Origin of the sequence: Cryobacterium sp. 10I1 (assembly GCF_035019805.1) — a bacterium.
Taxonomy (GTDB): domain Bacteria; phylum Actinomycetota; class Actinomycetes; order Actinomycetales; family Microbacteriaceae; genus Cryobacterium; species Cryobacterium glucosi.
The window spans coordinates 1-3,660 of sequence record NZ_JASJVF010000298.1 but is presented as its reverse complement, the minus strand read 5'-3'; the positions used below and the strand labels follow the sequence as shown (position 1 = coordinate 3,660).

Sequence of the window (3,660 nt, the reverse complement as noted above, 5' to 3'; positions counted from 1 at the left end):
GGTGGGAGCCCGCGAGCACGTCGTGCCAGGCCGTGTAGCCGATGCCGAGCAGGGACACGAGGTGTGCCGTCGATTCCTGGGCGAGGGCGCGGGCCAGGCAGTGCCGGATCTCGCGGGGCGCGGAGCGGACGAGCTGGGGCGCGTACGGATCGTCGATGACGGTCCCGCGGCCGACCCACTCGCGCAGGAGCTCGAGGTACCGTTGCCGGGCGTGGCCCCCCGGGTGTCCGTACATCCGCGCACGCGGACCTGTCGCCGCCGACGAAGCGCGCGCCGAGCCTGCGGACGAACCGGAACCGGACGAACCGGAGGCGGAGCCGGTGTGCACGGTCCCGTGCTCGTTGTCCGGGTACCGGCGCCTGTCGTAATCGGCCCGGCTCTCGGGATTGCCGATCCGTTCCCACGCCACCTGGACGGCCTGGAAGTCGGCGGCGCGACCCCCGACATCCGGGTGGGTGAGACGCAGCCTCTTGCGGTAGGCGCGTCGCAATTCCTCGCTGGTCGCCTCAGGGCTCACGCCCAGCACCTCATAGGGTGATGCCGCCGCCGGGCTCTCTGACATCCTCGCGGTCTCTTTCGTTCGATCGTGTGCGGCAAGCCGCCGTCCGGGGTCTGACCTGTGTCAGACGTTCTCTTCACCTTATCGACCGTTTCTGTCATCTCGCCCCACCCGAGCCGCTCACGGGATCCTGACGGATCTGTGGGACGATCGGCCCATGAAGACCTGGGAACGCCTGACGGTGCGTCGCTCGAGCACCCGCCTGATCGTGATGGCCGTGATCGGCCTTGCCGCCGGGGTGGTGGCGTCGATCGGGGGCGACTGGGTGCTCGCCCCGATCGTGGGCTGGGCAGCGGCCTGCGTGACGTTCATCGCCTGGGTCTGGATCGTGATCGGGCCGATGGACGCCGCGACGACCGCGACGCATGCGACCCGTGAGGACCCGTCCCGGGGCGTGTCCGACCTGCTCGTGCTCCTGATCAGCCTCGCGAGCCTCGGCGCGCTCGGCCTTCTGCTCGTCGAAACGCATTCCACGACGGGAGCAGCGCAGGTCGTGCTGGCCCTGTTGTCCGTGCTGAGCGTCGTGCTGTCCTGGACGCTTCTGCACACCTTGTTCACCCTCCGCTATGCCCGGCTCTACTACGAGGGGGCGGATGGCGGGATCGAATTCAACCAGACAGCGCCGCCGAGCTACGGGGACTTCGCCTATCTCGCATTCACCCTCGGCATGACGTTCCAGGTGTCGGACACCAACCTGAAGACACACATCATCCGGATGACGGCGCTGCGCCACGGCCTGCTGTCCTACCTCTTCGGATCCGTGATCCTTGCGACGATGATCAACCTCGTCGCCGGGCTGCTGCACTGAGCCCGGCTTCGGGTCAGGCGCTGGGCCGGACGTTCAGCCGGCGAACGCGCGCACGGGCAGGCCGGTGACCCCGGCATCCACCCGGAACAACGATCCGGCGAGTGCCTCTTCCCCGTCGTCGAGGCCTTCCCGTGACGTCGTGATGAAAAGCTCGTCCAGGTTCGGTCCGCCGAAGGTGCACGCGGTGACGCGGCTTGCGGCGACCTCGACGACCTCGTCCAGGCGGCCATCCTGCCTGTAGCGATGCACGGCGCTCCCGCCGTAGAGTGCCACCCAGACCCCGCCGTCGCTGTCGACGGTGAGACCGTCGGGAAAGCCGGACTCCGCCGGGATCTCGACAAAACTGCGCAGGCCCGTCAGGCCCGTCTCTGCACTGTAGTCGAACACCGCGACCCGGCCCGTCGCGGTGTCGTTGTAGTAGGCGAGGGAGCCGTCCGGGCTCCAGTCCAGCCCGTTGGAGATGGTGAGGCCGGTCAGGACGACCTCGACCGAGCCGTCCGGGTCGAGGCGGCGGAGGGAACCGGCGCCCGGGTACTGGTCGAACGCCATCGAACCGCAGTAGAACCGGCCGTCCGGGTCGCAGCCGCCCTCGTTGAGTCTCAGGAGCGGATCGCTCCAGAGCTCCCCGAGTTCGGTGATCGTCCCTTCGGCATCCTCGAGGGCGAAACCGCGCTGCAGGGCCAGGACGGCGCCGCCCGCGCGGCGCGGCCGCACGGTCACGACCATGCTGCCGACGTGCCTGCGATGCACGGTGTCACCGTCCAGCGAGAGGATGTCTCCCGCGAACATGTCGAGCCAGCGCAGGCCGCCCCAGGACGGGGACCATACGGGGCCCTCACCGTGGAAGGCGAGGGGATCGGTACGCTGTTCGGCCTGCACGGGGTTGCTCAGTCGCGCAGGATCTGGACGGGAATCGCCACGGCGAGGGCCACGCAGAGGATCCCGCCGAAGAAGATGGGCAACTGGCCCGCGGTGACCGTGAAGGCGAACCCGAAGAGCCACAGTCCGAAGACGAACACGGCCATCGCGACGATGAAGGCGACAATTTTCATAGGGGTCCTTTCGACACCGGCCCGGCCGTTCCGTGCCATGACGAGCGTAGCCGCTCAGGCGACCGGTTCGATGAGTTCGGGCCCGTCGCCGATGAGGGGCGCAACCTCGTGGAACCGCAAACCCTCCACGGATTCCGCGGAGGCGGCCACGGCCGCGTCCACGAACTCCTGGTCGCCGACCGTGTGCGGGTCGAGCCACTGGTCCCAGGTCTCCTCCGGGAGCACGACGGGCATCCGCTCGTGAAGGCCCCGGAGACGGCCACTCGACTCCTGGGTGAGGATTGTGGCGCTCAGCACCCATCGCGCCGGGTCGTCTTCCGTGAGGGCAGGGTTGCGCCACCACGCGTAGAGACCGGCGAGGGCCAGGGGCAGCCCATCGTCCGAGTGCACGAAGTACGGGGTCTTGACGGTGCCTTCGGTGTGCCATTCGTAGTAACCGGTGGCGGGCACGAGAGCACGCCGCGATGCGAGGGAGGGCTGGAAGGTGGGCTTCTCCCCCACCGTCTCCGACCGGGCGTTGAACGTCGGGAACTTCGACACGAGCGCCGACGCGAAGGACGGAACGAGCGACCAGCGCGCAGACTCGATCCTGCGCACGACGGCGCCTGATTTCGCCGACTCGAGCACGATCGGAATCCGCTCGGTTGGCTTGATGTTCCACGACGGTTCCGGGAGGTCCTCGCCCTCATGCTCGACGTCGAACATCGCGGCGAGGTCCGGCGCCGTGTCCGTGATGATGAATCGACCACACATGGTCTCAGGCTAGCGCGGCCCACCGACAACCCTCTCCCCGGGCATCGGCCGTGCATCCGCCCGCCCCGCATCGTCTTGACTTAATCGAATGTCTGTTCGAATATGGTGGGGTGTCCAGTTTCCCCGTCCCCCGCAGCGGACCCGACCCGCGAGAACTCGCGGCCGGGTTGCAGGCGCGCATCCGCGGGATGGAATCCACTCGGGCGGGACTCGAAAGCCGCCAGGCGGCAACGGGATTCGCCGGCCTCCTGCCGGGCGGCGCGCTCAGGCCCGGGTCGGTCTACACCGTGGACGGCTCCGTCTCCCTCATTCTCGCGCTCCTCGCCGGGCCGTCCCAGGCCGGGTCCTGGTGCGGGATCATCGGGCTGCCCGACCTCGGCCCCGAAGCGGCGACGAGCCTCGGCATCGACCTCACGCGCCTCGTCCTGGTCCCTGCGCCGGGCGACCAGTGGCTCACCCTCACGGCGGCCCTCGCGGACGTTCTCCCC

Annotated in this window: 5 protein-coding genes and 1 pseudogene; 2 read left to right on the top strand and 4 right to left on the bottom strand. The window is 69.0% G+C overall.

The features are described 5' to 3' along the window. Nucleotides 1-562: J domain-containing protein (locus tag QN345_RS16850; RefSeq protein ID WP_323508922.1), on the bottom strand; the 562-nt coding region annotated here is incomplete at its 3' end. 154 nt (nt 563-716) lie between these two features. Between QN345_RS16850 and QN345_RS16845 the strand changes: the two genes are divergently transcribed. Beyond that, nucleotides 717-1,367, top strand: coding sequence for a DUF1345 domain-containing protein (locus QN345_RS16845; protein ID WP_134446587.1), 651 nt, complete (start codon nt 717-719; stop codon nt 1,365-1,367). Between the two features lie 33 nt (nt 1,368-1,400). Here the strand turns inward: QN345_RS16845 and QN345_RS16840 are convergent, their stop codons facing one another. From QN345_RS16840 to QN345_RS16830, 3 genes are read right to left on the bottom strand one after another with little or no spacing between them, the layout of a single operon-like run. Then, on the bottom strand, nt 1,401-2,246 hold the full coding sequence (locus QN345_RS16840; RefSeq protein ID WP_322189687.1) for an SMP-30/gluconolactonase/LRE family protein: 846 nt from the start codon (nt 2,244-2,246) through the stop codon (nt 1,401-1,403). 8 nt (nt 2,247-2,254) lie between these two features. Then, nucleotides 2,255-2,419, bottom strand: a complete 165-nt coding sequence (locus tag QN345_RS16835) for a hypothetical protein (protein WP_166787273.1) — start codon at nt 2,417-2,419, stop codon at nt 2,255-2,257. A 54-nt stretch (nt 2,420-2,473) separates the two neighbouring features. After that, entirely contained in the window at nt 2,474-3,172 is a 699-nt protein-coding gene (locus tag QN345_RS16830) for an SOS response-associated peptidase (RefSeq protein ID WP_134446589.1), read from the bottom strand. A gap of 110 nt (nt 3,173-3,282) precedes the next feature. Between QN345_RS16830 and QN345_RS16825 the strand changes: the two are divergent. Beyond that, a pseudogene (locus tag QN345_RS16825) lies at nt 3,283-3,660 on the top strand (hypothetical protein); the annotation flags it as partial.

Bases quoted from the DNA above. Each gene is read 5' to 3' on its own strand.
- QN345_RS16845 (WP_134446587.1), top strand. From the start codon at position 717: ATGAAGACCTGGGAACGCCTGACGGTGCGTCGCTCGAGCACCCGCCTG.
- QN345_RS16835 (WP_166787273.1), bottom strand. From the start codon at position 2,419: ATGAAAATTGTCGCCTTCATCGTCGCGATGGCCGTGTTCGTCTTCGGA.
- QN345_RS16830 (WP_134446589.1), bottom strand. From the start codon at position 3,172: ATGTGTGGTCGATTCATCATCACGGACACGGCGCCGGACCTCGCCGCG.